General features: G+C 69.3%; 22 protein-coding genes. 14 read left to right on the top strand and 8 right to left on the bottom strand.

Annotated features, from left to right (window positions below; all coding sequences use genetic code 11):
• Positions 1-15 precede the first annotated feature (15 nt).
• From ABMY26_RS26230 to ABMY26_RS26220, 3 genes are read left to right on the top strand one after another with little or no spacing between them, the layout of a single operon-like run.
• Entirely contained in the window at positions 16-2046 is a 2031-nt protein-coding gene (locus ABMY26_RS26230) for a glycosyl hydrolase family 28-related protein (RefSeq protein ID WP_372397508.1), read from the top strand.
• Positions 2043-3566, top strand: a complete 1524-nt coding sequence (gene terL, locus ABMY26_RS26225; protein ID WP_372397507.1) for a phage terminase large subunit — start codon at positions 2043-2045, stop codon at positions 3564-3566. The genes ABMY26_RS26230 and terL overlap by 4 nt, the downstream gene beginning before the upstream one ends.
• A gap of 31 nt (positions 3567-3597) precedes the next feature.
• Positions 3598-3918, top strand: coding sequence for a hypothetical protein (locus ABMY26_RS26220; RefSeq protein WP_372397506.1), 321 nt, complete (start codon positions 3598-3600; stop codon positions 3916-3918).
• Between the two features lie 29 nt (positions 3919-3947).
• Here ABMY26_RS26220 and ABMY26_RS26215 read toward each other — a convergent pair whose 3' ends face one another.
• Complete coding sequence (locus ABMY26_RS26215; RefSeq protein WP_372397505.1) at positions 3948-4166, bottom strand: hypothetical protein; 219 nt, start codon at positions 4164-4166, stop codon at positions 3948-3950.
• 345 nt (positions 4167-4511) lie between these two features.
• On the opposite strand from ABMY26_RS26215, the gene ABMY26_RS26210 reads away from it, so the two are divergent.
• From ABMY26_RS26210 to infC, 5 genes are all read left to right on the top strand, one after another.
• On the top strand, positions 4512-4886 hold the full coding sequence (locus tag ABMY26_RS26210) for a DUF952 domain-containing protein (protein WP_372397504.1): 375 nt from the start codon (positions 4512-4514) through the stop codon (positions 4884-4886).
• A complete protein-coding gene (locus ABMY26_RS26205) occupies positions 4883-5956 on the top strand; it encodes a quinone-dependent dihydroorotate dehydrogenase (protein WP_372397503.1) in 1074 nt (357 codons plus the stop codon). Before ABMY26_RS26210 ends, ABMY26_RS26205 begins: the two co-directional genes overlap by 4 nt.
• A gap of 117 nt (positions 5957-6073) precedes the next feature.
• Positions 6074-7378, top strand: coding sequence for an EAL domain-containing protein (locus tag ABMY26_RS26200; RefSeq protein ID WP_372397502.1), 1305 nt, complete (start codon positions 6074-6076; stop codon positions 7376-7378).
• Between the two features lie 281 nt (positions 7379-7659).
• Positions 7660-9624, top strand: coding sequence for a threonine--tRNA ligase (gene thrS / locus ABMY26_RS26195; RefSeq protein ID WP_372397501.1), 1965 nt, complete (start codon positions 7660-7662; stop codon positions 9622-9624).
• 47 nt (positions 9625-9671) lie between these two features.
• On the top strand, positions 9672-10235 hold the full coding sequence (gene infC / locus ABMY26_RS26190; RefSeq protein WP_372397500.1) for a translation initiation factor IF-3: 564 nt from the start codon (positions 9672-9674) through the stop codon (positions 10233-10235).
• Positions 10236-10316: 81 nt separating this feature from the next.
• Here infC and ABMY26_RS26185 read toward each other — a convergent pair whose 3' ends face one another.
• From ABMY26_RS26185 to ABMY26_RS26175, 3 genes are all read right to left on the bottom strand, one after another.
• On the bottom strand, positions 10317-11684 hold the full coding sequence (locus ABMY26_RS26185; protein WP_372397499.1) for a CocE/NonD family hydrolase: 1368 nt from the start codon (positions 11682-11684) through the stop codon (positions 10317-10319).
• A 90-nt stretch (positions 11685-11774) separates the two neighbouring features.
• Positions 11775-11972 carry a DUF2783 domain-containing protein gene (locus tag ABMY26_RS26180; RefSeq protein WP_372397498.1) on the bottom strand — a complete coding sequence of 66 codons (198 nt, stop codon included), beginning with the start codon at positions 11970-11972 and terminating at the stop codon, positions 11775-11777.
• A 39-nt stretch (positions 11973-12011) separates the two neighbouring features.
• A complete protein-coding gene (locus tag ABMY26_RS26175) occupies positions 12012-13679 on the bottom strand; it encodes an FAD-dependent oxidoreductase (protein ID WP_372397497.1) in 1668 nt (555 codons plus the stop codon).
• A gap of 248 nt (positions 13680-13927) precedes the next feature.
• Here ABMY26_RS26175 and ABMY26_RS26170 point away from each other — a divergent pair, with 248 nt between their 5' ends.
• Complete coding sequence (locus ABMY26_RS26170) at positions 13928-14569, top strand: transferase hexapeptide repeat family protein (RefSeq protein WP_372397496.1); 642 nt, start codon at positions 13928-13930, stop codon at positions 14567-14569.
• Positions 14570-14596: 27 nt separating this feature from the next.
• On the opposite strand, the gene ABMY26_RS26165 is transcribed toward ABMY26_RS26170, so the two are convergent.
• Positions 14597-15133: a MarR family winged helix-turn-helix transcriptional regulator gene (locus tag ABMY26_RS26165; RefSeq protein WP_372397495.1), complete on the bottom strand. Its 537-nt coding sequence runs from the start codon at positions 15131-15133 to the stop codon at positions 14597-14599.
• Positions 15134-15290: 157 nt separating this feature from the next.
• Here ABMY26_RS26165 and ABMY26_RS26160 point away from each other — a divergent pair, with 157 nt between their 5' ends.
• The 3 genes from ABMY26_RS26160 to ABMY26_RS26150 all read left to right on the top strand — a co-directional run bounded on the left by ABMY26_RS26160 (position 15291) and on the right by ABMY26_RS26150 (position 19861).
• Positions 15291-16427, top strand: a complete 1137-nt coding sequence (locus tag ABMY26_RS26160; RefSeq protein ID WP_372397494.1) for a homogentisate 1,2-dioxygenase — start codon at positions 15291-15293, stop codon at positions 16425-16427.
• 63 nt (positions 16428-16490) lie between these two features.
• The gene (locus tag ABMY26_RS26155; RefSeq protein ID WP_372397493.1) at positions 16491-17507 is read left to right on the top strand and encodes a fumarylacetoacetate hydrolase family protein; all 1017 of its coding nucleotides are present in this window, start codon (positions 16491-16493) and stop codon (positions 17505-17507) included.
• Positions 17508-17779: 272 nt separating this feature from the next.
• A complete protein-coding gene (locus tag ABMY26_RS26150; protein WP_372397492.1) occupies positions 17780-19861 on the top strand; it encodes a methyl-accepting chemotaxis protein in 2082 nt (693 codons plus the stop codon).
• Positions 19862-19871: 10 nt separating this feature from the next.
• On the opposite strand, the gene ABMY26_RS26145 is transcribed toward ABMY26_RS26150, so the two are convergent.
• The 3 genes from ABMY26_RS26145 to paaX form a co-directional block, all read right to left on the bottom strand.
• On the bottom strand, positions 19872-20924 hold the full coding sequence (locus tag ABMY26_RS26145; protein ID WP_372397491.1) for a 2Fe-2S iron-sulfur cluster-binding protein: 1053 nt from the start codon (positions 20922-20924) through the stop codon (positions 19872-19874).
• A 187-nt stretch (positions 20925-21111) separates the two neighbouring features.
• Complete coding sequence (locus ABMY26_RS26140; RefSeq protein WP_372397490.1) at positions 21112-22140, bottom strand: hypothetical protein; 1029 nt, start codon at positions 22138-22140, stop codon at positions 21112-21114.
• A gap of 259 nt (positions 22141-22399) precedes the next feature.
• Positions 22400-23344 carry a phenylacetic acid degradation operon negative regulatory protein PaaX gene (paaX, locus tag ABMY26_RS26135; RefSeq protein ID WP_372397489.1) on the bottom strand — a complete coding sequence of 315 codons (945 nt, stop codon included), beginning with the start codon at positions 23342-23344 and terminating at the stop codon, positions 22400-22402.
• Between the two features lie 450 nt (positions 23345-23794).
• Between paaX and ABMY26_RS26130 the strand changes: the two genes are divergently transcribed.
• Together ABMY26_RS26130 and ABMY26_RS26125 are read left to right on the top strand one after the other, a co-directional pair.
• On the top strand, positions 23795-24958 hold the full coding sequence (locus tag ABMY26_RS26130) for an ABC transporter substrate-binding protein (RefSeq protein ID WP_372397488.1): 1164 nt from the start codon (positions 23795-23797) through the stop codon (positions 24956-24958).
• A 160-nt stretch (positions 24959-25118) separates the two neighbouring features.
• A complete protein-coding gene (locus ABMY26_RS26125) occupies positions 25119-25994 on the top strand; it encodes a branched-chain amino acid ABC transporter permease (protein ID WP_372397487.1) in 876 nt (291 codons plus the stop codon).
• Positions 25995-26006: the final 12 nt, after the last annotated feature.

The raw sequence follows: 26006 nt of genomic DNA, 5'->3' as shown, positions 1-26006 counted from the left end.
CCCTCGGAGCCCCCGATGTCCACGTCGCTTCTCATCCCGCGCGGCACGCCGCGCGTGCAGTATCTCGCCGACGGTGTGCAGCGGGTCTTCACCTACCCGTTCCCGATCTTCGCCGACGGCGACCTCCAGGTCTTCCTGGGCGCGGCCCTGCAGAGCACCGGCTACGCCGTTTCCGGTGCGGGAACCACCGCGGGCGGGGCCGTCACCTTCGCCGAGGCCCCGGCCGAGAACATCGTCGTGCTGCTGCGCCGCCGCCTGCCCATCGAGCGCAGCAGCGATTTCGGCGAGAGCGGGCCGCTGCCGGCCTCCGCCCTCAACGGCGAGCTGGACCGGCTGACCGCCGCGCTCCAGCAGGTGGCGGGCGACCAGGAGCTGATGCTGCGCTATGCCGACAGCGACCTGCCGGCGTCGGCCCTGCTGCCGGAGCGCGGCTTGCGCCAGGGCAAGCTGCTGGCCTTCGACAGCGCCGGCAACCCGACCGTCCGCCCGCCGGTGGACGAGGAGGCGCTGGCGACCTATGTGCCGCCGGGGGCGGGCGCCACCGCGCGGCCGGTGCGCGACAAGCTGGCCGACCTCGTGTCGGTGAAGGATTTCGGCGCGGTGGGCGACGGGCTGGTCGACGACACGCTGGCGCTCCAGGCCGCGCTGACCTCGGCCCGCGCGGTGTTCGTGCCCCCGGGCACCTACCGCATCGCCAACACGCTGACGCTCGGGTACGGGCAGACGCTGTACGGGGCGGGGCAGGCGTCGGTGATCCGCGGCACGTCCAACGGCTTCGACCTCGTCCATCTGCCGGACGGCTATGCCACCCTGTCGGCCCTGCGGCTGGAGCGGGGGCGGGCGGGGGTGCGGCTGTTCGGCCGCGACGGCCCCTGCGTGCAGAACGCGCTGGCCGACCTGACGCTGTGGGAGCCGGAAACCGGGCTGCTGTTCGACGGCTATGACGACCCGAACCTGCCCTGCTACTGGAACAACATCGCCCGGGTGCTGGTGGCCCGGCCGTCCCGGCATGGCGTGTGGCTGACGCGGACGGGGGCCGGCGACACGCCGAACGCCAACCGCTTCCATGCCGTACGGGTCTATTCGCTGTCGGCGCCGATGACCGGCTGCGGCTTCTTCGTCGAGCAGGGGCGCTTCAACAACGCCTTCTTCGATTGCGAGGCCAACCTGTGGCCGGAGGCGGAGGCCTGCTTCCGGGTCGGCCCCGTCACCGACAAGACGCTGATCGTGAATTTCTACGCCGAATCGCTGGGCGCGGTGCCGAACCTGCAGCTCGACGCCGGGTCGGTCGAGACGTCGGTGGTCAACCTGTTCTCCGCCTCGGCCGGGCCGGCGATCCTCGACCGCTCGGGCGGGCGCTACACCGCGGTCAATGCCGGATATCCGGAGAAGAACCGGCTCCAGCGCAGCCGCGTCACCGAGCTGGTGGTGGAGGCGCTGCGCTACGACACCGAGTTCGTCGAGCCGCTGACCGGCGGGGTGGTGGCGCTCGACCTCGCCAGCTCGGTCTATCTGGCCAGCGCCTATGGCGGGCCGGTGGAACTGCGGCTGCCCAAGGCCGACGCCGCGAACGGCCATGCGGTGACGATCAAGCGCACCGACGCCTCGGCCAACCCGCTGACCGTGACGGAGACCGGCGGGCCGGGGCCGGACGGGCGCACGCTGGCGCTCGGCAACCGCTATGACTTCGTGACGCTGGTGTCGAACGGGGCGGGCTGGTGGATCGTCGCCGGCAACAACCCGCCCGGCAACGCCGGCTATCACGAGGGCGCCGGCCTGTTCGAGCCGGACCTGACCCGGCAGCTCTATCTGGTCAGCGCCTGGAGCGGCGCGGTCGAGGTGCGGCTGCCGGCTCCGTCGGCGCCCCACGCGGTCGGCCGCACGGTCACCGTCAAGAAGTCCGACACCGGCGGCAACCGCGTCACCGTCACCCAGTCCGGCGGCGGCGGCCCGGACAGCGAGGCCATCGCGCTGACCGGCCAGGGCCATGCGGTGACCGTGATGTCGAACGGCGCCGGCTGGCACATCCTGGGGCGGAATCCATGACGGAGGGGGAGGACACCGGCTTTCCCGCCTTCATCCGCGGCTGGAACGCCATGGTGGAGCTGAAGACCCCCGCCCACCACGACCGCATGGCGCGCTGGCTGGAGGCCTGCATGGCCGGGCAGAACCGGCGGATGCTGCTGATGGCCTTCCGCGGCTCGGGCAAATCGACCCTGGTCGGGCTGTTCGCCGCCTGGCTGCTGCTGCGCGACCCCAACCGCCGGCTGCTGGTGCTGGCCGCCGACATGAAGCTGGCGATGAAGATGGTGCGCAACGTCAAGCGCATCCTGGAACGCCACCCCGAGGCCCGGCACCTGAAGCCGCCGGCATCGATGCGTGACCAGTGGGCGGCCGACCGGTTCACGGTGGTGCGGCCGATGGAACTGCGCGATCCGTCGATGGCGGCGGCCGGCATCGGCGGCAACATCACCGGCAGCCGCGCCGACGTGGTGATCTGCGACGATGTCGAGGTGCCGCGCAACGCCGATACCGCGGTCAAGCGCGCAGCATTGCGCGAGCGTCTGTCGGAGCTGGAGTATGTGCTGGTTCCGGGCGGGGCCCAGCTCTATGTCGGCACGCCGCACGCGCAGGACAGCCTCTATGCCGAGGAGGGGGGCGACGGCGGACAACCCTTCCTCGACGGCTTCGACCGGCTGGTCCTGCCGGTCTACCGCGAGGAGGCCGACGGCCGCCGCATCTATGCCTGGAAGGAGCGCTTCGGCGAGGCGCATGTCGCCCGCATCCGCAAGACCACCGGCCCCAACAAATTCGCCAGCCAGATGCTGCTGCAGCCGGTGAGCGTCGTCGACGGCGTGCTCGATGTCGACCGGCTCGGCCGCTACGACGCGGAGCTGGACTATCGCGAGGCGCTCGGCCGGGCGGTGCTGACGCTCGGCGGGGTGCGGCTGGTCTCAGCCACCTGCTGGTGGGATCCGGCCTTCGCCCGCCCGGGCGGCGAGGGTGCCGGCAAGGCCGGCGACGGCAGCGTCGTCGCCGCGGTGTTCGGCGGCGAGGACGGCCGCTTCTACCTGCACCGGGTGCTGTATCTCGCGGTCGACCCGAAGGCGGAGGAAACCGAGGCCGACCAGCAATGCCGGCAGGTCGCCCGGCTGATCGCCGACGCCCATCTGCCGGCGATCCACATCGAGATCAACGGCATCGGCCGTTTCCTGCCCGGCCTGCTGCGCGAGCGGCTGCGCCATGACCGGCTGGCCGCCGCGGTGGTCGAGCAGTCCAGCCACACGCCGAAGGCCCGGCGCATCCTGGAGGCGTTCGACGCCCTGCTGGCCGACCGCCGCCTGCTGGCCCACCGGCTGGTGTGGGAAACGCCGCTGATCCGGGAAATGCGCGACTGGCGCCCGGACGGCCGCTATCGCGGTCCCGACGACGGGCTGGACGCGGTGGCCGGCTGCCTCGGCGCCGAGCCCCACCGTTTCGACCGCTCCGTCCGGTTGCCCGACCGTCGCTCCGACTGGCGTGGCGCCGGCATGCCGACGGTCGCGGCGGCCGACTGGGAATTGTGACCCTGCCTTACCTCAACGACGGGAGACCCCGATGCACGACACCCTGACTGCAGGCCTCGACCTGGCCTGGTGGATCACCGCCGTCGAATTGCCGGCGATGGGCGGGCTGTTCTGGCTGATCGTCCGCGTGCGCAAGGACGCCGACAACGGGCTGGACGATCTGCGCGCCCGCGCCGAACAGGCGCAGTCGCAGGTGCGCGAGAGTCTGGCCGCCTACAAGCTGGAGGTTGCGAAGACCTATGTGTCCTTCGCGACGCTCAAGGATGTGGAGCAGCGCCTGACCGACCATCTGCTGCGGATCGAGACCAAGCTCGATTCGGGCTTCAGCCCTTGCGAGGGCGGACGGCGCTGACCGGTTGGCGGCTGTTGGGCCGGGCCGGCTCAGTCGGCGTGGTGGATCATCGCCTGGTAGATCTTCCAGGCGACCTCGACCGACACGCCGCCGGCCCGCGCCCCGGCGGCCAGCATCGTGGCGCTCGGCTTCAGCGGGACGGCCGTCTGACCCGGCTCGCACAGCGCGCCCATGGCGGTGACCGATGCGCCCAGGTCCGCATCGCAGGGCTTGGTCTTCTTCATCAGGCTCATGGAAATCGCGTTCATGGCGGGTCCTCCGTTGTCTTGCAGCTTTCAGAGCAAAAGCGGTGCCAGTCTCCGGCGGCAGGCTCCGCCCTCCGGAAACGCTGGCTATTCATGGTGAAACAGGGCGATGCGGCCGGTGCGGGAGGTCGCAAAAATCAAAAATACCCGCAAAATGCCGTTTAATTTCGCGAGGGCTTTGCAAAATGCAACGCGCGACGCGTGCGCAGTTGCAATCGGGGAGTCGATCTTGCGTTGTGGTGACGCCCGTCCGGGAAGGGGCATCCCGCCGCGATCATCCGGCGCCGTGGCCCTGCGGCTTCGATGCGTCTGGCCGGTCGCCGTGCATTGGGATAGTGTCCGGCCATCATGACCGACCGAATCATCCACCATATGTGCCGCAAGGACGAGTGGGACGCCGCCCGCCCGGCGGGCAGCTATCCCGGCTCGTCGCAGGATGCCCGGGACGGGTTCATCCATTTCTCGACCGCCGGACAGGTGGTGGAGAGCGCCGCCAGGCACCGCGCCGGCCAGGACGGGCTGCTCCTGCTGACGGTTGACGCCGACCGGCTGGGCGACGCCCTGCGCTGGGAACCGTCGCGCGGCGGACAGCTGTTCCCGCACCTCTATGGACCGCTGCCGGTCGGCGCCGTGCTGCGCGCCGACCCGCTGCCGCTGGGGCCGGACGGGCGCCACGTCTTCCCCGCCGGCTTCCCCTTCACCCTTCAGGACCTCGTTCCGTGATCGACCTCTATCCGCTTGCCGGGCCGCTGCTGTTCCGCTTCGACCCCGAAACCGCGCATGGCCTGACCATCAAGGCGCTGAAGACCGGGCTGGTCCCGCCGGCGCGCGGCAGGGACGAACCGGCGCTTCACACCCGCGTATGGGGCCTGGATTTCGCCAACCCGGTCGGGCTGGCCGCCGGCTTCGACAAGAATGCCGAGGTGGTCGATGCCATGCTCAATCTCGGCTTCGGCTTCGTCGAGCCGGGCAGCGTCACCCCGCGGCCCCAGCCCGGCAACCCGCGTCCGCGCCTGTTCCGGCTGGTGGAGCAGCGGGCGGTGATCAACCGCATGGGCTTCAACAACGAAGGGCTGGAGGCGTTCGCCCAGCGGCTGGAGCGCCGCCGCGATACGGCCAAGCGCGCGCCCGGCATCGTCGGCGCCAACCTGGGCAAGAACAAGGACACGGCCGACGCCGCCGACGATTATGTGATCGGCGTGCGCCGGCTGGCGCCGCTGGCCGATTATCTGGTCGTCAACGTCTCCTCGCCCAACACGCCGGGCCTGCGCGCGCTCCAGGGCCGCGACCCGCTGCGCGCCCTGCTGGAACGGGTGCTGGAGGCGCGGGCGGCCTGCGGCCTGCCGCGCAATCCGCCGCTTCTGCTGAAGATCGCCCCCGACCTGACAGTCGAGGACAAGGGCGACATCGCCGCGGTGGCGCTGGAGTCCGGCATCGACGGGCTGATCGTCTCCAACACCACCATTGCCCGGCCCGACAGCATCCCGGCGGCGCTGCGCGGCGAGGCCGGCGGCCTGTCTGGCGCTCCGCTGTTCGAGCCCTCGACGACCGTCCTGCGCGAGATCTACGCGCTGACCGGCGGCAAGCTGCCGATCGTCGGCGTCGGCGGCGTCGCGACCGGCGAGGACGCCTATGCCAAGATCCGGGCCGGCGCCTCGCTGGTCCAGCTCTATTCGGCCATGGTCTATGCCGGCCCGGCGGTGGTCCACCGCATCCGGCGCGAACTGGCGGAACTGCTGCGCCGCGACGGCTATGCGTCGGTCGCCGAGGCGGTGGGGGCCGATCACCGCTGAGGCCGCGCAGGACGGGCCGGGCGGCGGCGTAGCATTAACGGATCGTCAAGCGGGCGCCCGGACAGTGGGTGGGCCCGCCCGGTCTGCGCCACGCCGTCCGCAAAGGCACCGCATCCCGTGAAGGTCCTGACCGCCGAGCTTCGCCATGGAACCTCCCATCCGGCCACCGGCCCCGCCAACAGCTTTCCATTCCATGCGATGACCTTGCTGACTCACGCCGTCTATGCGCTCGCCTATCTGATCGCCGGCGCGACGGCCGCGGCCTCGCTGTGGGCGCTGCGGCCGGACGGCGATCCGCTGGTTGCGGGGCTGGCCGGCGGAATGGTCGTGCTGGCCGGGGCGCTGGCCCATGAGACGGCGACCCGGCTGGGACGCGAGCGCGCCGCCGGCCGCCGCATTGCCCGCCTGAACGGCCGGGTGGAGGAGCTGGCCCGCCTGTTGGAGCAGCGGATCGCCGCCGAGTCCGTGGCTCAGGGCATTCAGCCCGATGACGGCGCCCGCTATGACGCGGTGATGCAGGAGGTGAGGCTTCTCCAGTCGCTGGTCGCCCGCCTGACCGAGCGCCGCGCCCCGCGCCCGCCGGCCCCCAGCGTCGACCGCCGGCCCCCGGGGGCGACCGCCGGGGCGCCTCCGGAAGCCGCAACCCGCCCGGTGCCCTCCTCCATTCGCCCCTCCTCCGTGCCGCTGGACGACGCGGCGGTGCTGGAGGCGGTGCACGAGGCGCTGAAGGCCGACCGCATCGACATCTATCTCCAGCCCATCGTCAGCCTGCCCCAGCGAAAGCACCGCTTCTACGAAGTGTTCTCGCGGGTGCGCGCCGCCGACGGCTCCCAGATCATGCCCGACCGCTATCTCGACATCGCCGAGCGCGAGGGGCTGATCGCCACCATCGACAATCTGCTGCTGGTCCGCTGCGTCCAGCTGATCCGCGAGACCGAGCGGCGGCAGCATGCCATCGGCTTCTTCGCCAACATCTCCGCCGCGACGCTGGCCGACGCCGACTTCATGCGGCAGTTCCTGCACATGATGACGCAGAACCAGGCGCTGGTTCCGAAGCTGGTGTTCGAGCTGAGCCAGCACGACCTCGGGGCTGGCGGTGCCGTGACCATGGGCATCCTGTCGCAACTGGCTCGGCTCGGCTTCCGCTTCTCGATGGACCAGGTGACGGACCTCGCCATCGACCTGGACCGGCTGCTGCGCCACGAGTTCCGCTGCATCAAGCTGGACCGCGCCCTTGTGCTCGACCCGGCCAATGCCGGGCGCATCGGGGAGCTGCGCCGCCGTTGCGCCGCCGAAGGCATCGACCTGATCGTCGAGAAGATCGAGACCGAGAACCAGCTGGTCGAGGTACTCGACACCGGCTTCGACTTCGGCCAGGGCTACCTGTTCGGCGAGCCGCGGCTGAGCCGCAAGCCGGAGTGAGGCTCGGGCGATGATGCCCCCTCCCTGACCCTCCCCCGCCTCCGGCGGTGGAGGGGACTGCCGCCGCTTTGCGTAAGGCACCCTCTCCCACCCCAGGTGGGGGAGGGTCGGGGAGGGGGCTGGCGGAGCATCGTCTTGCGGTGCAGGGAAGTCTCACCGCGCCGGTCCTTTCCCCTTGATTTCAGCCGCCGCCCTTGACATTCCCCCACGCGGCGATGGAAATTTCGCGTTCCCGGCCCTGGTCCGGGTGCCCGATCCGGGTGATACGCAACACTATTGAAATGGTGACTTCGGTGACGTCCAACATCGCCATCACGCTGCCCGACGGCAGCGTGCGGGAGTTCGACCGGCCGGTGACGGGGCTTGAGATCGCCCAGTCCATCGGTACGCGACTGGCCAAAGATGCGCTTGCCGTCAAGATCGACGGCACGGTGAAGGACCTCACCACCACCGTCACTACCAACGCCAAGATCGAGATCGTCACGCGCAATCACGCCGACGCCCTCGAGGTCATCCGCCACGATGCCGCCCATGTGCTGGCCGACGCGGTGCAGAAGCTGTATCCCGGCACGCAGGTCACGATCGGCCCGTCGATCGCCACCGGCTTCTACTATGACTTCGCGCGCGACGAGCCGTTCACGCCCGAGGATCTGGAGAAGATCGAGGCGAAGATGCGCGAGATCGTCTCCGCCGACATCCCGATCGTGCGCGAGGTGTGGGACCGCGACGAGGCGGTCGCCTACTTCAAGAAGCTCGGCGAGCATTACAAGGCCGAGCTGATCGAGGCGATCCCGCAGGGCGAGCCGGTGTCGATCTACCGCCAGGGCGACTGGCTGGATCTGTGCCGCGGTCCCCATGCCCTGACGACGGCCAAGGTCGGGCAGGGCTTCAAGCTGACCAAGGTGGCCGGCGCCTATTGGCGTGGCGACAGCCGCAACCCGATGCTCCAGCGCATCTACGGCACGGCGTGGCGCGACGAGAAGGAGCTGAAGGCCTACCTGCACCAGATCGAGGAGGCGGAGAAGCGCGACCACCGCAAGCTTGGCAAGGAACTCGACCTGTTCCATGTCCAGGAGGAGGCGGTCGGCTCGGTGTTCTGGCATCCGAAGGGCTGGACGCTCTACCGGACGCTGGAGACCTACATCCGCACCAAGCTGAAGGCCGCCGGCTATGTCGAGGTCAAGACGCCGCAGCTGATCGACAGCTCGCTGTTCAAGGCGTCGGGCCACTGGGACATGTATGGCGACAACATGTTCAAGGTGGAGGCCGACGGCGGCGAGAAGCTGCTGGGCATCAAGCCGATGAACTGCCCCGGTCATGTCCAGATCTTCCGCCACGGCCTGCGCTCCTACCGCGACCTGCCGATCCGCATGGCCGAGTTCGGCGCCTGCCACCGCAACGAGCCGTCGGGCGCGCTGCACGGCATCATGCGCGTGCGTGCCTTCACCCAGGACGACGCCCACATCTTCTGCACCGAGGATCAGGTGCAGGGCGAAGCGGCGGAGTATTTCAAGCTCCAGCTCGGCGTCTACAAGGATCTGGGCTTCGACAAGATCTCGGTGAAGCTGGCGTTGCGTCCGGACGTCCGCACCGGCTCCGACGATCTGTGGGACCGGGCCGAAGGGGCGCTGGCCCAGGCGTTGCGCGACGCCGGGCTGGAGTATGAGGAACTGCCGGGCGAGGGCGCCTTCTACGGCCCCAAGGTGGAATTCCACCTGACCGACGCCATCGGCCGGACCTGGCAGTGCGGCACCTTGCAGTACGACCCGAACCTGCCGGAGCGTCTCGACGCCAGCTATATCGGCGAGGATGGCGCCCGCCACCGGCCGATCATGCTGCACAGGGCCATCCTGGGGTCGATGGAGCGCTTCATCGGCATGCTGATCGAGCATTACGCCGGCAAGTTCCCGCTGTGGCTGGCCCCGGTCCAGGTCAGCGTCGCCACCATCACCAGCGAGGCCGACGGCTATGCCGAGGAAGTGGCCAGGCTGTTGCGGCGCAACGGCCTGCGCGTCGAGCTCGACACCCGCAACGAGAAGATCAACCTGAAGGTCCGCGAACACAGCCTGCAGAAGATCCCGCTGATGCTGGTGGTCGGGAAGCGCGAAGCCGAGGAGCGCACGGTCGCGCTCCGCGTGCTGGGCGGCAAGGATCAGGAAATTCTTGCCCTCGACGCGGCGGTGAATAAACTGGTTGAGGAAACGAAATCTCCCGCCGGGGATTTCGGATCCGACTCGCAGTTTTAACCGACCGTGCGATGCCGCCGGCCTCCCTCCGGGGGGCCGGTTTCCGCATGGTTTCAGACCATGGAGAAGCGTCCATAGCCAGGATCCCGTCCGAAGCCGCCCCGACCCGCGATGGACCGCGGGTTAACCGGGAGATTACGGCTCGTTCCGTTCGTCTCGTTGGCGCCGACGGCGAGATGATCGGCGTCGTGTCGTTGCGCGATGCCCTGCTGGCCGCCGAGGATGCCGGCCTCGATCTGGTCGAGGTCGCTCCCCAGGCCGAACCGCCCGTCTGCAAGATCCTCGACTATGGCAAGTTCAAGTACGAGGCGCAGAAGAAGGCCAACGAGGCGCGCAAGAAGCAGAAGATCATCGAGGTCAAGGAGATCAAGCTCCGGCCGAACATCGATGACAACGACTACGACGTGAAGATGCGCTCGGCACGCCGTTTCCTCGAGGAGGGCGACAAGGTCAAGGTGACCCTGCGCTTCCGCGGCCGTGAGATGGCGCATCAGGATCTGGGTATGAACGTGCTGGTCCGTGTCCGCGACGAGCTGGACGAGCTGGCGAAGGTCGAGCAGATGCCGAAGCTCGAAGGCCGCCAGATGGTCATGGTGCTGGCTCCGCGCTGACGCGCTCTCCGGTTCCATCCACGGAAAAGGCCCGCCCGGGATGCCGGACGGGCCTTTTCCATGTCCGGGGCGCGCAACCCCTCACCGCTGACGCTGGTCGTCGACGAAGACGACGTAGCAGGTGTGCCGGGTGTATTTGGCGCAGTTGTCCAGCGCGGCGATCCGCGCGGCATCCTCGCTGCCCATGCCGGCCTTCCAGCCGAAGGCGCCGTCGGACGACACCGCGAAGGCCTTGCGGCCGGCGGCCTCGACATAGGCGGTGAACTTGGCGCGGTTGGCGGCGGACAGCTCGGCCGGCGGCTCCAGGCGCACGCGGGCGGCCCCTGTCGGCTCGGCGGCGGCCGCCGCGCCGCTGCCGGCCGGGCGGTCGTTCACATAGGCGATGCGGCAGCCCTGCCGGCTGTTCCTGGCGCAGGTTTCCAAGGCCAGGCGCTGCGCCTCGTCCAGGCTGCGCAGGCCGGATTTCCAGCCGAAGGCGCCGTCGGGCGCCACGGCGAAGGCCTTGTTGCCGGCAGCCTCGACATAGGCGGGGAATTTGGCCCGGTTGGCGACGGACAGCTCGGCCGGCGGCACCAGCGCCGGCAGGGCCAGCGCCATCGGCGTGGCGCGCGGGGCCAGCCCGTTTTTGGACAGGAAGGCGTCGACCGCCGGGGTCCATTGCGGGATGGCGGCGCTGAAGAGGAAATGGCCGTCCTTGCCGTTGGCGGGAGCGGCGACGAAGTCGGCCCGTCCCCCTTCGCGGGTGAAGGCCTCCCAGAAGCGGCGGGCCAGCGCCGGGCCGAAGAACAGGTCGTTCTCCGCATAGATCCACAGGCTCGGCACCCGCGATGTGCGGCCGAACGTGCCGAAGGCGGCGACCAGCCGGTTCTCCTGGCAGACGTCGTCGTCGCCGCGCGAGCCGCGACCGCCGGCGAAGCTGATGACCGCCTTCAGCCCCGGCGGCGGGTTGGCGGCGAGCGCCAGGCTGGCGAAGCCGCCGGCCGACACGCCGACCGCGACGATGCGGCCCGGATCGGCGAAGGGCTGGCGCGCCATATAGCGCACGGCCTGCCGGACATCCTCGCTGCTCTGCTCGGCGGAATGCAGATAGTCGGGGTTGTCGCAGGGGCCGTTGCTTTCGACGTAGGGGCCGTCCGACCCGCCATAGCCGCGTCGCATCACCGCCAGCACCGCCCAGCCGCGCCGGGCGAATTCGCGCGCCTGCGGCACATAGCGCAGCGGCGTCATCTCCGCCCGCTCGGCCGGGTCGCGCGGCGTGCCGTGGCTGATGATGGCGACCGGGTAGGGGCCGGGGCCGTCCGGCCGCAGCAGCAGCGCCTCCAGGTTGGCGCTGCTGCCGTCCGGGTAGCGGGCGGGGATCGACAGCGGCGTCTGCGTCAACCCTTCGGCCAGGACCGGGCCGCTCCACAGCAGGAGGATCAGCAGGGCGAGCAGGTGGCGCAGGCGCATGGCGGGCGCATCCTCCGAAAGGGGAACCGATGCGCCTTTTTACGCGAAAGCGGGGCCGCCGTCAGCGGGGGACGGACCCCGACCCCAAGCCTACGCCACCCCCTGCCGGGCGATGCGCAGGGCCTGGGCCAGAACCTCCGGGTCGCCGATGTGGTTGGCGAGCAGCAGGATCAGCTTGGCGTTCAGGCGGGCGCTCTGGTCGGCGGTCAGGTCGCGGTGGCTGTCGATCAGCATCTGATAGACGTCGTCCGGACTGGCGAAGCGCTGGTCGGTGATGAGGTCGGTCATGGGAGGACTCTTGAAAATCGGGGGATCGGAATCGGGGGATCAGCGTCCGGTGCAGCGCTCCAGCGCGGCCGACAGCGCGGCGGCGTCGAAGCGGCGCCAGCGGGCGGCGACATGCTGGTCGGGGCGGATCAGATAGACGCTGCCGGGCGTCAGGTCGTAGCGCTCGCGGATGCGGCCGGCGCTGTCCACCAGTTCCCCGGCGATGCCGCGCCGCCGCTCGGTCACCGCATGCCAGGCGAGCGGCAGCGGACCGCGGGCGAGGCTGTCCAGCGCCGTGGCGACCTCCGCCGGGACCGGCCCGTCCCCGTCATTGCCCATGGCCGCGTAGAGCACGGTGAAGCGCCCGTCGAGCGCCTCCATCAGCCATCCCGCTTGCCCGTCGCGCTCGACCGGCGCGTCGGTGGCCGGCGCCCCCGGCACCATGCGGCCGGCGAAGGCGTCGGTATCGGGCGTGTTCAGCGGGCTGCCGGCATAGGTGGTGGGGGTGGACAGCCGGCCGGAATTGACCAGCGCGCGGGCGAAGGGCAACTCGGCCGCCAGTTCCAGCACCGCGTCGCGGAAGACGCGGCTGATGTCGCTCTTGGGCGTGATGAAGTCGGTGGAGCGGGTCGAGTTCAGGATGTTTTCCTTGGCCGCCGCCACCCGCTCGTCGCTGTAGCTGTCGAGCAGCGTCCCGGGCGCCTTGCCCTCCAGCACCAGCGCCAGCTTCCACACCAGATTGTCGGCATCGGGCACGCCGCTGTTGGCGCCGCGGGCGCCGAAGGGCGAGACCTGATGCGCCGAGTCGCCGGCGAACAGGATGCGGCCATGGCGGAAGCGCTCCAGCCGCCGGCACTGGAAGGTGTAGACCGAGACCCATTCCAGCTCGAACGGGGTGTCGGCTCCCAGCATCGCCTGGACGCGCGGGATGACGCGCTCCGGCTTCTTCTCCTCCTCCGGGTCGGCGTCCCACCCCAGCTGGAAATCCAGGCGCCAGACATTGTCGGGCTGCATGTGCAGCAGCGCCGACTGCTTGCGGTGGAAGGGCGGGTCGAACCAGAACCAGCGCTCGGCCGGGAAATCGGCCGTCATCACCACGTCGGCGATCAGGAAGCGGTCCTTGAACACCTCGCCCTGGAACTCCAGCCCCAGCATCTTGCGCACCGACGATTTGGCGCCGTCGCAGGCGACCACCCAATCGGCCTCCACCGCATGGACGCCGTCGGGCGTTTCCACCTGGAGCACGACATGGTCGGCCTCCTGCTTGGCCGAGATGACGCGGGAGAGCCAGCGCAGGTCGATCAGGTCGCTCTTCCGCGCCTCGGTGACCAGGAACTCCTCCAGGTGATATTGCTGGAGGTTGATGAAGGCCGGGATCTTGTGGTCCGGCTCCGGCAGCAGGTCGAACTGGTAGACCATGCGGTCGCCATTGAAGACCTTGCCGATCTTCCACACCACGCCCTTGTCGATCATGCGTTGGCCGACGCCCAGCCGGTCCCACACCTCCAGCGCGCGCTTGGCATAGCAGACGGCGCGGCTGCCGACGCTGACGGTGTCCTCGGCGTCGAGCACCACCACCGGCACCCCCTTGCGCGCGAAGTCGAGCGCCGCGGTCAGCCCGACCGGGCCAGCGCCGATGACCACCACCGGATGGCGGCGGACGGTGCCGGTGCGCTGTTCCTCCGAGGGTGTGAAGCTGTATTTGGGATAGCTGTAGGTCGCGTGCATTGGGCGTTTCCTCCCCCGGAAACCGATGTCGGGATGCATTGGCGGGTCGCTGTGGGGCGAATTGTTATTGTTGCCAACGATACAGTTTCATTTGATACCAATCAAGCCCTCGCTGGAATTCCGGCGGGTCCGGCGATGAAGCGATACAGACATGCTTACTATGACGGAAAATCAGTATCGCGTACAGGATGCCGCAGTGTAGCCTTGCGGCAAAAGTCCGGACAGAGACAGCCGAGGACCGCCCGATCATGACCGCATCCGACAGGACCGCCCCCCGCTTGCCGCGCCCCACCGTCTATGCCATCGACGGGGTCGTTCCCGTCATCGACCCGACCGCCTTCGTCCATCCCTCCGCCGTGCTGATCGGCGACGTGGTGGTGGGGCCGGGCTGCTATGTCGGGCCCTGCGCCAGCCTGCGCGGCGATTTCGGCCGGATCGTGCTGCAACGGGGCAGCAACGTGCAGGACAATTGCACGCTCCATGCCTTCCCCGGCCATGACGCCATCGTCGAGGAGGACGGGCATGTCGGCCATGGCGCCGTGCTGCACGGCTGCGTCGTCCGCCGCAACGCGCTGGTCGGCATGAATGTGGTGGTGATGGACGGGGCGGAGATCGGCGAGGAGTCGATCGTCGCCGCCATGGCCTTCGTCAAGGCCGGCTTCGTCGTGCCGCCGCGCACGCTGGCCGCCGGCCTGCCGGCGAAGGTCGTGCGCGAGCTGCACCCCGACGAGATCGCCTGGAAGGGCGAGGGGACGGAGGAGTACCAGCGCCTCGCCCGCCGCTCGCTCGCCACCATGGTCGCCTGCGCTCCGCTGGAAGCGGAGGAGCCGGGCCGCGGCCGGGTCGATGCCGGCACTAGCCAGCCGCTGCACAAGGTGAAGGGGGGCTGAGCGTCAGTCCGCCGGCAGCTTCAGCCCTCAGCCATCAGCCTCCGCGGCGGCCGGCGCCGGGCGGGTCGCAAGCTGGTCGGCGCGGGCCTGGAGGCGGGTCAGCAGCGTGTCGAGCTGCGCCTGCTCGTCGGCCGACAGGGCGTCCGTCACCTCGGCCTGATAGGTCAGCGCCATCGGCACGATCTCCGCATAGATGTCCAGCGCCTTGGGCGTCAGGGTCAGCAGGGCCTTGCGCCGGTCGGTGTCGCCCGATTCGCGCAGGATCAGCGCCGAATCGAGCATGCGGCTGATGGCGCGGCTGACCTGCACCTTGTCCATCGCCGTGCGCTGGGCGATCTCGCCTGCGCTCATCGTCTCGCCGCCGCCCAGCACGGCGATGATCCGCCATTCCGGGATGGTGATGCCGAACCGCTTCTCGTACAGCTTTGCCAGCGTGTGGCTGACCGTGTTGGCCAGCACCGACAGCCGGTAGGGCAGGAAGCGCGTCAGGTGCAGCACCGGCAGATCGGCCGGGACGGATGCGGATTTCGGAACCGAAGGGCGGGAACGGCGGGCGGGCGGCATCGGCGGGATTTCGTCTGGATCGTGAAGGCGTGGGCACCATCCTGCGCCGGAATTTCGCGCTTGCAACAGTTTCAAACGAAACTATTATGAGCGCCAACGGAACAAGCCTGCCGGTGCGCCCAGTCGCGGCTGCCGGCGGCATGAAGGGGGAAGCGCCATGAAGAGCTGGATTTCGTTTCCGAAGGTCGAAGGCACCGCGTCGCGTCAGGCCCATGTCCGGCTGCCCGCCGGCACCTACGAGCGCGAGATGGGGCGCGAGGGCTTCTTCGGTCCGGCGACCCAGATGCACCACGCCCATCCGCCGACCGGCTGGACCAGCTTCGACGGGCCGTTGCGCCCGCGCGCCTTCGACCTGAACAACATCGACCACATTCCCGGCCAGATTCCAGGGTGCCCGCTGGAGGCGCCGGCCCTGATGGGCAACGGCGCGACCCAGGTGCGGCTGTGGCGCTTCAAGGGCAAGATGGACCATCTGGTCCGCAACGCCGACGGCGACGACCTGCTGTTCTTCCACCAGGGCGGCGGCCACCTCTACTGCGACTACGGCCATCTGGAGGTGCGCGAGGGCGATTATGTCGTGCTGCCGCGCAACACCTGCTGGCGGCTGGAGACCGACGAGGCGGTGATGGTGCTGATGGTCGAGGCCACCGGCGACGCCTACAAGCTGCCGCACAAGGGGTTGGTCGGCACCCACGCCATCTTCGATCCGGCGGTGCTGGACGTCCCGTCGCTGGACGACGCCTTCCAGGCGCAGAAGCACGAGCGCGAGACGCTGGTCCGGGTCAGGAAGCGCGGGCAGCTCTGCGCCATGACCTATCCGTTCAACCCGCTCGACGCGGTGGGCTGGCACGGCGACCTCGCCCCGGTGCGGCTGAACTGGCGCGACATCCGGCCGCTGATGAGCCACCGCTACCATTTGCCGCCCTCGGCGCACACCACCTGGGCCGCCGGGCGCTTCATCGTCTGCACCTTCGTGCCGCGCCCCATCGAATCGGATCCGGAGGCGCTGAAGCTGCCCTACTACCACTCCAACGAGGATTACGACGAGGTGCTGTTCTATCACCGCGGCCAGTTCTTCTCGCGCGACAACATCCATCCCGGCATGGTGACCTACCACCCCTCGGGCTTCCCGCACGGGCCGCACCCGAAGGCCTACGAGGTGGCGCAGAAGTTCGAGCGCAAGGAGACCGACGAGGTCGCCGTGATGATCGACACCCGCGACCCGCTGGACGTCTATCCGGCGATGGAAGGCGTCGAGTGGGGCGGCTACGCCGACAGCTGGAAGGCGAAATGAGCGGCCACCCGGAAGCGGGGACAAGGCCGCCGGACGCCGAATTCTGAGGAAGGGAAGAGACGGATGAAACTGGCAAGTCTGAAGGCGGGCGGGCGCGACGGCACCCTGGTCGTGGTGTCGCGCGACCTGACCCGCGCCATCCCGGTGCCCGCCGTAGCGAGGACGCTGCAGGCGGCGCTGGACGAGTGGGAGGAGCTGGCGCCGAAGCTGGAGGAGGCCTACCGCGCGCTGAACGCCGATCCGGCGTCCGGCCGGCCCTTCGACCCGGACGAGGCGGCCTCGCCGCTGCCGCGCGCCTACCAGTGGGCGGACGGATCGGCCTACGTCAACCATGTGGAACTGGTGCGCAAGGCCCGCGGGGCGGAGATGCCGCCCAGCTTCTGGACCGACCCGCTGATGTATCAGGGCTGTTCCGACAGCTTCCTGGCACCGATGGACCCGATCCCGGCGGCGACCGAGGAGTGGGGAGTCGATTTCGAGGCGGAGATCGCGGTCGTCACCGGCGACGTGCCGATGGGCGTCTCGGCCGAGGCGGCGCGCGGCCATGTCCGGCTGCTGATGCTGGTCAATGACGTGTCCTTGCGCAACCTGATCCCGGCGGAACTGGGCAAGGGCTTCGGCTTCTTCCAGTCCAAGCCGGCCTCCAGCTTCTCGCCCGTCGCGGTGACGCCGGACGAGCTGGGCGGGGCCTGGGACGGTGCCAAGCTGCATCGCCCGCTGGTGACGACGCTGAACGGCGAGCCCTTCGGCCGTCCGGATGCCGGCATCGACATGACCTTCGACTTCCCGACCCTGATCGCCCATGCCGCGAAGACCCGCCATCTGGCGGCCGGCAGCATCGTCGGATCCGGCACGGTGTCGAACAAGCTGGACGGCGGCCCCGGCAAGCCGGTCGGTGCCGGCGGCGTCGGCTATTCCTGCCTCGCCGAGTTGCGGACGATCGAGACCATCGAGCATGGCGCGCCGAAGACGCCCTTCCTGCGCTTCGGCGACCGGGTGCGGATCGAGCTGTTCGACGCGGCCGGCGCCAGCGTGTTCGGCGCCATCGAGCAGGAGGTGGTCCGGTACGAGGGACCGTGAGCCCGGCGTTCCGCTGAATTCGAGGTTGTGGAATTGGCGTCGGCGGGACCCGCATGTCCTTCCGGCGCCTTTTCGCATTTGCAGCAATAACCTGTCGCCGGCCAGTATGGCATGGCAGGTCGGTCCGAAGAATTGTTGCGCTGGCCCGGCGGTCCGGAGATTTGACGTGCCATCCGATCGTTATCGAATATAAGGTGCCGCCCCCTATCCCTATTTGGTGCCGCCCCTCCGTTCATTTCCGAACCTTTGGCGGACCTGACGAGGTGCGCGGCATGAAGGCCAGGTTCAGGACGAAGATCATCATCGGTGTCGCGGCGGTGCTGGCGGCTGGGGCCGCCGCGGTGACGGCGGTGTCGCTGACATTGTCGCGCGATGCCGGGCACAAGGCGGCGCTTGCCCTGGCCGCCGAAACCGCCGACCGCCATGGCGCACTGGTCGCCGCCGATCTCTCCGCCGCGCTGGACGCCGCCCGTGCAACCGCCGCGCTGGTCGAGGTGGAGCGCTCCACCGGAACCCCGCGGCGCGAGACGGTGAACCGCTATTTGCGCCGGGCCGCCGAGGCCAACCCGCTCTATGCCGGGGTCTGGGTCGACATGGCCGACGACGGCTTCGACGGCCGCGACAGGGAATTCGCCGCGCATGACCGTTCCACCGAGATTCTCGGCCTGCCGAAGACCGGCCGGATGAGCCTGCTGTGGCTGCCGGGGGACAAGGGGGTACAGGCCGACGACAGCGACGGCTATACCTTCTCCGACGTGCAGGAGAAGGACTATTACAAGGCGGCGGCCACCGCGCGGAAGGCGGTGCTGACCGAACCCTATCTGGACGATTTCACCAAGCGGCTGATGACCAGCGCCGCCGCGCCGGTGATGGACGGCGGCAAGGCCGGCCGCGTCATCGGGGTCGCTGGTGTCGACATGGCGCTGACCGGGCTGACCGAACTGGTCCGCTCGGTGAAGCCCTATGGCGACGGCTTCGCCGCGGTGCTGACCGGTTCCGGCCTTTATGTCGCCCATCCCGACGGCGGCCGGCTGGCGAAGACCGCCGACGACCTGCCGGAAGCCGCCCGCCGCGCCGTCGCCGAGGGGCGGGCGTTCGACGGGATCGTCGAACTGGCCGGGGCGCCGCATTACCTGCGGCTGGCGCCGGTCCGCTTCTCCGGGGCGGACGGTGCCTGGTCCTTCATGGTGGCGGCGCCGCAATCCAGCGTGATGGCCGATGCCAACCGTCTGACCCTGCTGACCGTGCTGGTCAGCCTGGGCTGCGTGGCGATCGGCTGTCTGGTGGCGTGGAAGGTCGGCGACGGCATCGCCCGTCCGGTCACGGCGTTGACCGTCGCCATGGACCGTCTGGCGGCCGGCGATCTCGAAACCGCGGTGCCGGGCGCCGACCGCGACGACGAGGCCGGCGGCATGGCCCGCGCGGTCGAGGTGTTCAAGGACGGTCTGGTCCGCGCCCGCGAGCTGGACCGCCGGCAACAGGCCGAATGGCACGCCAAGGAGGCCCGCGCCGCGGCGCTGTCCCAGTTGCAGGCCGGGTTCGAGAACCGGGTCGGCGGGCTGACCGGGGCGCTGGCGTCGGCCGCCCAGCAGCTCGAATCAACGGCCCGCGCCTTGACCGGCATCGCCGACCACAGCCTCGACCGGTCGGAGCAGGTCGCCTCCTCCGCCCGTGCCGCCGCCGAGAATGTGCAGACCGCCGCCGCCGCGACGGAGGAGCTGTCGGCCTCGGTCCAGGACATCGGCCGGCAGGTCGGGGAGTCCGCCCGCATCGCCGATGCCGCCGTCGCCGACGTCAAGCGGGCCGACGATGCCGTCGCCGTGCTGGCCGAGAGCGCCGAGCGGATCGGCACGGTGGTCGGGCTGATCAACGACATCGCCGGCCAGACCAACCTCCTGGCGTTGAACGCCACCATCGAGGCCGCCCGCGCCGGGGAGGCCGGCAAGGGCTTCGCCGTCGTGGCGGGCGAGGTGAAGAACCTCGCCAACCAGACAGCCCGCGCCACCGAGGACATCGTCGGCCAGGTCAAGGGCATCCGCGACGCCACCCAGGTGGCGGTGACCGCCGTGCATGGCATCAGCGAGACCATCGCCCAGGTCAGCCGCATCGCATCGGGCATCGCCGCGGCGGTCGACCAGCAGGCGGCTGCGACCCAGGAGATCGCCCGCAGCGTGATCCAGGCGGCCGACGGGGCGCAGGAGGTCAGCGGCGGCATGGGCCAGATCCAGTCCGGCGCCGGGGAAACCGGGGCGGCTGCCGACCAGCTTCTCGCCGCCGCCGCAGCGCTGGCCGGTCAGTCCAAGGATCTGACCCGCGAGATCGACGGCTTCATCGAGGGCGTCCGCAGGGCGTAGGAGCCCTTCTTCAGCCCACGGCCATGAGCCGGTCGGCCGGCAGCACCTCCGGGATGTGCTGGGACACATAGCCCTCGCTGTGGATCCGCTTGTCCTGCGCGCCCAGCGCGCGGGCGGCGGCGACGCAGGCCTCGACGAAGGCGGGGCTGCCCGCGGTGAAGACCGCGTGGCCGGACAGGTCGGGGAACAGGCCGGGCAGGATGGCGGGGATGCGTCCGCCCAGGTGGCCGGGGGCCTCCTCGCGCGTCAGCGTCACCCTGACCCTGAAATTGCGGTATTTGGCCTGCCAGTAGCCGAGCAGCCCCTGCTCGTAGACGTCCGCCCGCGTGCAGGCCGAAACCAGCAGCGTCACCGGCTGGCGGTAGCCGCGGCGCAGCGCCGCGTCGGTCAGCGCCAGGATGGGGGCGAGGCCGGAGCCGGCGGCCATGCACAGCACCGGGCTGTCGACCGACGGGTCGCCGATGAAGGTGCCGTAGGGGCCGGACAGCTTCACCATCTCGCCGACCGCGAGCCGGTCGTGGATCCAGCCGCTGGTCGGGCCGCCGTCGACCCGGGTGACCTGCAGCACGATCTCGCCGTCGGGCCGTGGGGCGTTGGCGATGGAATAGCAGCGCGGCGGTGCGCCGGCCGCGGCGTCGCCCAGCATCACATACTGCCCCGGCCAGTAGCGCAGCGGCTGGCCCAGCGGGCGCAGCCGGAGTTCCACGATGCGCGGCGTGCGCGGGATGCGGTCGGTGACGATGAACAGCACGTTCTCGCGCGGCGGGAACAGCTTGGGCTGGGCGTCGGCGGTGCCGTACTCGATCACCAGCTCGTCGGAGATCGGCTTGGCCATGCACATCAGGCCGTAGCCGTCCTTCCGCTCGTCGCGGGACAGCGCCATGTCCAGCACCATGCCCTGGTCGAACTGGCCGCCGATCACCTTGACCTTGCATTCGCCGCAGGCCCCTGCGCGGCAGTTGTTGGGCAGGGCGTAGCCGGCCTGTTCCAGCGCCGACAGGACGGTTTCGCCGTCACGGCACTCGACCGTGCGGCCCGAGGGGTGGAGGCGGATGCGGCTCACCGGGGGGATCCTTGGGTGGAGAGTAAGGTTTGGTCGGCGTTTGCCCCCTCCCTAACCCTCCCCCTCTTCGAGGGAGAGGGGACTGCCGCTTCCTGTCCCTCCACCGCCAAAGGCGGGGGAGGGAGGGGCCCGCGGCGGAGCCGTGGGAGGGAGGGGGCTCAACGGCCGGCGCTCAGAACACCGGGCCTCAGAACACCGGGATGATTTCGTCCATGTCGACGTCCCGGACTTCCTCGCCGGTGATGCCGACCTCCGGGATGGCGGGGAAGGGGATGCCGTAGCGGTCCAGCACGCCCTTCAGGTTCAGCATCGCGTTGCGCCAGTTCTCCTTCTTCGCCTCGTAGTCGGGGATGTGGAAACCGGCGTTGCGGGCGATGGCCTCGGCCTCGCGCTGGGTGGCGATGAAGTCGTCGGGCAGGTCCCAGAACTGCGGCGGCGGCTCGAACAGCACGGCCGACAGGAACAAATAGCCGGCGCGGATCTGCTTGGTGATGACCGACTTGTCCTCCACCGCCAGATGGGGATAGTCGCGCTCCATCACCGACATGCAGATCGCCATGTGGCGGCCCTCGTCGCGGCCGATGTTGCGGAAGGCCTCCTTGAACACCGGTTCGCTGCAGCCTGCCGCCATCTGGTGGAAGATGGTCGCCGCCGCGATCTCGCCCATCAGGAAGGAACTGAACAGCACCGCCAGCGAGTATTTCGGCACCGCCTTCTTGTAGCCGTCCCAATAGCGCCCGCCATTGTAGTACAGCCAGTGGGCGTTCCGCTGCAGCCGGCGGCCGAGATCCGTCTTCGGCTCGTAGGTCAGCGGGCTGGTGGCCTCCAGCAGCCTGGTGATGGCGAGCCCGCACATCTGCTCGTGGTTCTGCTCGTCGCGGGTGACGGAGAAGAAGCAGCGGCGGACGGGATCCTCTTCATGCACCTCGTAGGTCTTGATCAGCGCATGGGCGAAGACCGGCGGGGCCGAGGCGTCGAACACCGACAGGATGGTCCACCAATAGGCGATGGCCTCCCGCTCCTCCCAGGAATAGCGCGACACGTCGAAGCTGTCCCAGGGCAGCTTGGCCGGGTCCCAGTTTTCGCGCTGGGCGGCGGCATAGACCTCTTCCAGCTTCTTGGTCTGCGACACCCAGGACAGCGGGTAGACATTCGGCTGCGGCGTGGCGGGGGGGAACTCCATCGTGTTGGCGATGGGGGTGTAGTCCTTGGACATGTGGGCGTTTCCTCCGCGGGAATTCGGCGGGCGCTCACTTTTCCATCGGCGCCCTGTGGTCTTTATATGACACAGAAAAATCAGATCATCAACGGTATCTGTATCATAATGACGGGGCGGAAAAGTCCCGTTAACCCATTGTCAGGAAAAGAAATACGTACGAAATCGGCGAATTGATCCAGATCAATTCGTTCGCTCAACGGAGTTTAGAGGCCGGATCGGTATCGGAAACCGCCACCCGAATGGCAGGCGGAAGCGCTCAGCCGGCGGCGATGGTTTCCAGCCCGCCGAAGCGCCCGTGGAAGGAAGGCTGGGCATCGGGCAGCGGGCCGTTGGCGGTGGTCGCCGCCTGCAACAGGAAGGCTTCCGACGGGCCTGCCAGCCGGCGGTAGAGGTTGCGCGTCAGCATCCGCGATTCCTGGCCCGGCCAGTCGGCCGGCAGCAGGTCGGGCGGCAGCATCGGGTCGCGCAGCAGGATGCGGCGGAAATCATGGATCATCAGCGTGCGCAGGACGAAGCAGGCGGCGGGGTCCAGGGCCTCCGCCGCGTCGACCGCCGCCCAGACCGGACGGAAATGATCCAGGAACGCCGCATAATCATGTTCGAGCTGATCGATGTCCCAGCAGCCGCGCACCAGATCGCGCAGCGCCCCGAAGCCTTCGGCCCGGTCCAGGCTGGCCTTCATGTGGACGATCCGGTCGGCGACCCCCAGCTCCGCCAGCGACCGGTGCATCGCCGCCTCGTCGCAGTTGGGATGGGCGTAGACGGTGGCCGATGCGGCGCCGAAGCCCTGCCAGGTCAATTCCCGCCGCAGGGCGTCGCGGGTCTCGGCGTCGAGCGCGTTGGGCGGCACCAGCAGCAGGTCCCAGCCGCGGTCCCACTCGCGGGCCAGCGGCGCGTAGATCCGCCGTTCCGCCGCCGCGAAGCGCTCCTTGCCGCTGTCGGTCACCCGGTAGAAGCTGCGCCGGCCGATCTGGGTGTTGGTCAGCCAATCGTCCTTGCACAGCCGGAAGACCGAGGTGCGGACGATCCGCTCGCTCATCCCGAACAGCCCCATCAGCTCGATCAGGCTGCCCAGCCACAGCGACCCGCCATGCGGCAGAACCGCGTCGCCATAGGTGGTGATGATCAGCGACTTGGCCCGCGGCGCGATGGCTTCTGTCAGCTGGGCGGCGAGGTCTTCGGGGCGGCGTGGGCGGGCCATGCGGCGGGGGCGTCCTTGTTGCGGGCGGAACTGTTGCGGGCGCGATGCGATGCGGACGGCACGGCGATGGGGCGGCGTCGGGAGTTGTATACGCAACCCGCCCCCCCGAGGGCCAGCGCCGCGACGGGGCGGGACGCGCCGGCGTCTCCGGATAGGATGGTGGCCGGACTTTCCGTTTGACAATCATTAATGTGATACACTACGGTTGGTTCATTGAAGTAAAAATGTGTCATAAAACGAAGCATCGGTTTCCCTCCCCGCCCTTCGCGGGAGTGGGGAAGGACAGGGCTGGTACCGGGAGTGTCCGGATTGCGATTATGGTCTTGGTGGCGGAAATTTTTCTTTCGAAATCATTTCGTTTGAAACATTATGTGAGTCAAATCGTCCCGCCGCACCGGGACCGGGCCGTCGCCCGGGCCGGTGATAAGGGGGCAGCCAAGGGAGGTCATCTTGCGCAGACGCCTGCTTTCCACCATCGCCCTTTCCATCACCGCCATGTTTGCGGTGTCCGGCATGCTGTCCGGTGCGGCGGTCGCCGCCGATCCGATCAAGGTCGGCGCCATCGTCTCCGCCACCGGCCCGGCCTCCTTCCTCGGCGATCCCGAGAAGAAGGTGCTGGAGCTGTATGCCGACCGCATCAACCAGGCGGGGGGCATCGCTGGCCGGCCGGTCCAGCTGACCGTCTATGACGACGGCGGCGCGGCGGACAAGGCGGCCTCCTTCACCAAGCGCCTGATCGAGAGCGACGGCGTCGACGTGATCGTCGGCGGCACCACGACCGCGGCGACCATGGCGGCGGTGCCGCTGGTGGAGCGGGCCGGCGTGCCCTTCATCTCGCTGGCCGGCGCGGTGGTGATCGTGGAGCCGGTGAAGAAGTGGGTGTTCAAGACCCCGCACACCGACCGCATGGCCGCCGAGAAGGTGATGGAGGACATGAAGAAGCGCGGGCTGACCAGGCTGGCGCTGCTGTCGGAGGATTCCGGCTTCGGCAAGTCGGGCCGCGAGCAGACGCTGGCCGTCGCCAAGGAGCGCGGGATCGAGCTGGTCGCCGACGAGACCTATGGCGCCAAGGACACCGACGTCACCGCCCAGCTGACCAAGGTGAAGAACAACGCCGCGGCGCAGGCGGTGCTGGTGTTCGGCCTGGGCCAGGGGCCGGCGGTGGTGACCAAGAACTACCGCCAGCTCGGCATCTCGCTGCCGCTCTACCAGTCGCACGGCGTGGCGTCGAAGGAATATATCCGGCTGGCCGGCGGGGCAGCCGAGGGCGTCCGCCTGCCGGCCGCCGGCCTGGTCGTCGCGGCGCAGCTGCCGGACAGCGACCCGCAGAAGAAGGTGGCGACCGAGTTCACCAAAATCTACGAGGACAGCTTCAGCTCGGAGGTCTCGACCTTCGCCGGCCATGCCTATGACGGGCTGATGATCGCGCTGGACGCGGTGAAGCGCGCCGGCGGCACCGACAAGGCCAAGCTGCGCGACGCCATCGAGCAGACCAAGGGCTATGTCGGCACCGGCGGCATCGTGACGATGAGCGCCAAGGACCACATGGGCCTGACGCTGGACGCCTTCCACATGGTGGAGGTGAAACAGGGTGACTGGGCGCTGGTGAAGTAAGGGTAGCGGCCCTCTCTCGCACTCAAGCCACGATGCCCCCTCCCTAACCCTCCCCGACCTGTGGTGGGAGAGGGGACTGCCGCCGCTTTCCCGTGAGGCACCCTCTCCCTCGTAGAGGGGGAGGGGCGGGGAGGGGGCCTGCGAAGCGGAAACCCAAACGATGTTCGCGGAACTGCTGCAATACATGCTGTCGGGGCTGACCATCGGCGCGATCTATGCGCTGGCGGGGCTCGGCTTCTCGATCATCTACAATGCCAGCCACGTCATCAACTTCGCCCAGGGCGAGTTCATCATGATCGGCGGCATGGCGTCGGCGACCCTGACGGCGTCGGGCGTGCCGCTGCCGCTGGCGATCATGATCGGCTGCGGCGGCGCCATGCTGGTCGGCGTCCTGGTGGCGAAATTCGCGGTGGAGCGGGCGCGCAATGCCTCGACCGTCACCCTGATCATCATCACCATCGGCGCGTCGATCTTCCTGCGCGGCATCGCCGAACTCATCTGGGGCAAGGATTTCAAGCGGCTCGATGCCTTCTCGGGCGAGACGCCGATCCAGATCCTGGGCGCCTCGATGCAGCCGCAGTCGCTGTGGGTTGTGGGCACGGCCGCCGTGCTGATCGTCGCCATCGGCCTGTTCTTCGCCAGGACGCTGACCGGCAAGGCGATGCTCGCCACCTCGCACAACCGGCTGGCCGCCCAGCTGGTCGGCATCGACGTCAAGCGGGTGGTGCTCGCCTCCTTCGCGCTGTCGGCGGCGCTGGGTGCCGTCGGCGGGGCGGTGGTGGCCCCGATCACCTTCTCCTACACCGAGATGGGCATCATGCTGGGGCTGAAGGGCTTCACCGCCGCGGTGCTGGGGGGGCTGGGCCACGGGCCGGGCGCGGTGGCCGGCGGGCTGATCGTCGGCGTCGCCGAGGCGCTGGGCGCCGGCTACGTCTCGTCGGCCTACAAGGACGCCATCGCCTTCGTCATCATCCTGGGCGTCCTCCTCTTCATGCCGAACGGGCTGTTCGGCAAACGCGGCACCGAACGGGTGTAAGGACTTCAAGAC

Origin of the sequence: Azospirillum sp. HJ39 (assembly GCF_041507355.1) — a bacterium.
GTDB lineage: Bacteria > Pseudomonadota > Alphaproteobacteria > Azospirillales > Azospirillaceae > Azospirillum > Azospirillum thiophilum.
Note: the sequence above shows the minus strand (reverse complement) of the source record. Positions and strands in the feature narration are given on the sequence as shown.

Coding starts and splice junctions, on each gene's coding strand:
- ABMY26_RS26230 (WP_372397508.1), top strand. CDS start 16: ATGTCCACGTCGCTTCTCATCCCGCGCGGCACGCCGCGCGTGCAGTAT.
- terL (WP_372397507.1), top strand. CDS start 2,043: ATGACGGAGGGGGAGGACACCGGCTTTCCCGCCTTCATCCGCGGCTGG.
- ABMY26_RS26220 (WP_372397506.1), top strand. CDS start 3,598: ATGCACGACACCCTGACTGCAGGCCTCGACCTGGCCTGGTGGATCACC.
- ABMY26_RS26215 (WP_372397505.1), bottom strand. CDS start 4,166: ATGAACGCGATTTCCATGAGCCTGATGAAGAAGACCAAGCCCTGCGAT.
- ABMY26_RS26210 (WP_372397504.1), top strand. CDS start 4,512: ATGACCGACCGAATCATCCACCATATGTGCCGCAAGGACGAGTGGGAC.
- thrS (WP_372397501.1), top strand. CDS start 7,660: ATGGTGACTTCGGTGACGTCCAACATCGCCATCACGCTGCCCGACGGC.
- infC (WP_372397500.1), top strand. CDS start 9,672: ATGGTTTCAGACCATGGAGAAGCGTCCATAGCCAGGATCCCGTCCGAA.
- ABMY26_RS26185 (WP_372397499.1), bottom strand. CDS start 11,684: ATGCGCCTGCGCCACCTGCTCGCCCTGCTGATCCTCCTGCTGTGGAGC.
- ABMY26_RS26180 (WP_372397498.1), bottom strand. CDS start 11,972: ATGACCGACCTCATCACCGACCAGCGCTTCGCCAGTCCGGACGACGTC.
- ABMY26_RS26175 (WP_372397497.1), bottom strand. CDS start 13,679: ATGCACGCGACCTACAGCTATCCCAAATACAGCTTCACACCCTCGGAG.
- ABMY26_RS26170 (WP_372397496.1), top strand. CDS start 13,928: ATGACCGCATCCGACAGGACCGCCCCCCGCTTGCCGCGCCCCACCGTC.
- ABMY26_RS26165 (WP_372397495.1), bottom strand. CDS start 15,133: ATGCCGCCCGCCCGCCGTTCCCGCCCTTCGGTTCCGAAATCCGCATCC.
- ABMY26_RS26160 (WP_372397494.1), top strand. CDS start 15,291: ATGAAGAGCTGGATTTCGTTTCCGAAGGTCGAAGGCACCGCGTCGCGT.
- ABMY26_RS26155 (WP_372397493.1), top strand. CDS start 16,491: ATGAAACTGGCAAGTCTGAAGGCGGGCGGGCGCGACGGCACCCTGGTC.
- ABMY26_RS26150 (WP_372397492.1), top strand. CDS start 17,780: ATGAAGGCCAGGTTCAGGACGAAGATCATCATCGGTGTCGCGGCGGTG.
- ABMY26_RS26140 (WP_372397490.1), bottom strand. CDS start 22,140: ATGTCCAAGGACTACACCCCCATCGCCAACACGATGGAGTTCCCCCCC.
- paaX (WP_372397489.1), bottom strand. CDS start 23,344: ATGGCCCGCCCACGCCGCCCCGAAGACCTCGCCGCCCAGCTGACAGAA.
- ABMY26_RS26125 (WP_372397487.1), top strand. CDS start 25,119: ATGTTCGCGGAACTGCTGCAATACATGCTGTCGGGGCTGACCATCGGC.